Origin of the sequence: Delftia sp. ASV31, assembly GCF_016428765.1 — a bacterium.
GTDB classification, from domain to species: Bacteria; Pseudomonadota; Gammaproteobacteria; order Burkholderiales; family Burkholderiaceae_C; genus Comamonas; species Comamonas acidovorans.
On sequence record NZ_JAELTK010000194.1, the window covers coordinates 1 to 1226 of the forward strand.

A 1226-nucleotide genomic window follows, 5' to 3' on the forward strand; every position below is an offset into this window, starting at 1 on the left:
CCCCCCCCCCCCCCCCCCCCCCCCCCCCCCCCCCCCCCCCCCCCCAACCCCCCCCCCCCCCCCCCCCCCCCCCCCCCCCCCCCCCCACCCCCCCCCCCCCCTCCAAAAAACTTTTTTTGTTCGCATTTCGTCGGCAGCGTCAGATGTGTATAAGAGACAGTTGCATTGGTGTTGTTTGCTGGATTAATAATATTTGGCTTATTCTCGGAAGTGATCAGTCGTGCACCGGTGCTTATTGTAGGTAATATTAATTACGTCAAGAAGATAATTTTCCCAATTGAAATATTGCCATATATCGCTTTGGCCTCAGCTTTTTTTCAATTTTTGGTGAGTACTTTGGTGTGGCTGATATTTTATATGTTGTTCTTTGGAGTTCCGCACGCAAGTATTGTGTTGTTGCCAATTACTCTTTTGCCATTGATGTTGCTCACTTTGGGGGTCTCGTGGACGCTTGCATCACTAGGGGTCTACATACGAGACATGCCGCAGTTTGTTGTCGTCATGGTTACAGTATTAATGTTCCTGTCCCCTGTTTTTTATTCGACTGCTTCAATTCCTGTTGAGTACCGGAAATTGCTAGAAATAAATCCGCTGACATTCTCAATAGAAACTGCTCGTGACGTGATGCTGTGGGGTAAATCCATTAAATGGGTGGCATGGATTCAGCAAACTTTCGTGTCCGCATTTGTGTTCTGGATGGGATTTGCTTGGTTTCAAAAAACCAAGGGGGGATTCTCTGATGTCCTTTAAATCCATCATCGAAATTGAAAATGTCAGCAAGTGCTACGAGATTTATAAAAAGCCGATTGATCGATTGAAGCAATATGCCGCATTGGGAATGGAGGCTATTAATCAATGTCCTGCCAAAAAACATTATCGTGAGTTTTGGGCGCTGAAAAATGTTTCTTTTAAAATTGGCAAAGGTGAAACGGTTGGTATTATTGGCCAGAATGGCAGTGGAAAATCTACCTTGTTGCAAATTATTTGCGGCACATTAAAACCAACCAGTGGTCGCATTAAAGTGAATGGCCGCATTGCTGCGCTGTTGGAACTGGGTGCTGGATTCAATCCGGAGTTTACTGGGCGCGAGAATGCGTATTTGAATGCGGCAATTCTAGGGATTCCTCGTGAGGCCATGGAGTCGCGAATGCAAGATGTTCTGGAATTTTCGGAGTTAGGGGATTTCCTTGAGCAACCAGTCAAAACCCTGTCTCTTATACACATCT

At 46.5% G+C, this 1226-nt stretch carries 3 protein-coding genes; all 3 read left to right on the top strand.

The genetic code is table 11. The annotated features are described in order from the left end of the window. On the top strand, positions 1 to 187 hold a 187-nt coding region (locus JHD82_RS28970), incomplete at its 5' end, for a hypothetical protein (protein ID WP_199140342.1). After that, positions 169 to 750, top strand: coding sequence for an ABC transporter permease (locus tag JHD82_RS28975; protein WP_307838130.1), 582 nt, complete (start codon positions 169 to 171; stop codon positions 748 to 750). The genes JHD82_RS28970 and JHD82_RS28975, both read left to right, overlap by 19 nt. Then, the coding region (locus JHD82_RS28980; RefSeq protein WP_199140344.1) for an ABC transporter ATP-binding protein at positions 740 to 1226 on the top strand (487 nt) is incomplete at its 3' end. The genes JHD82_RS28975 and JHD82_RS28980, both read left to right, overlap by 11 nt.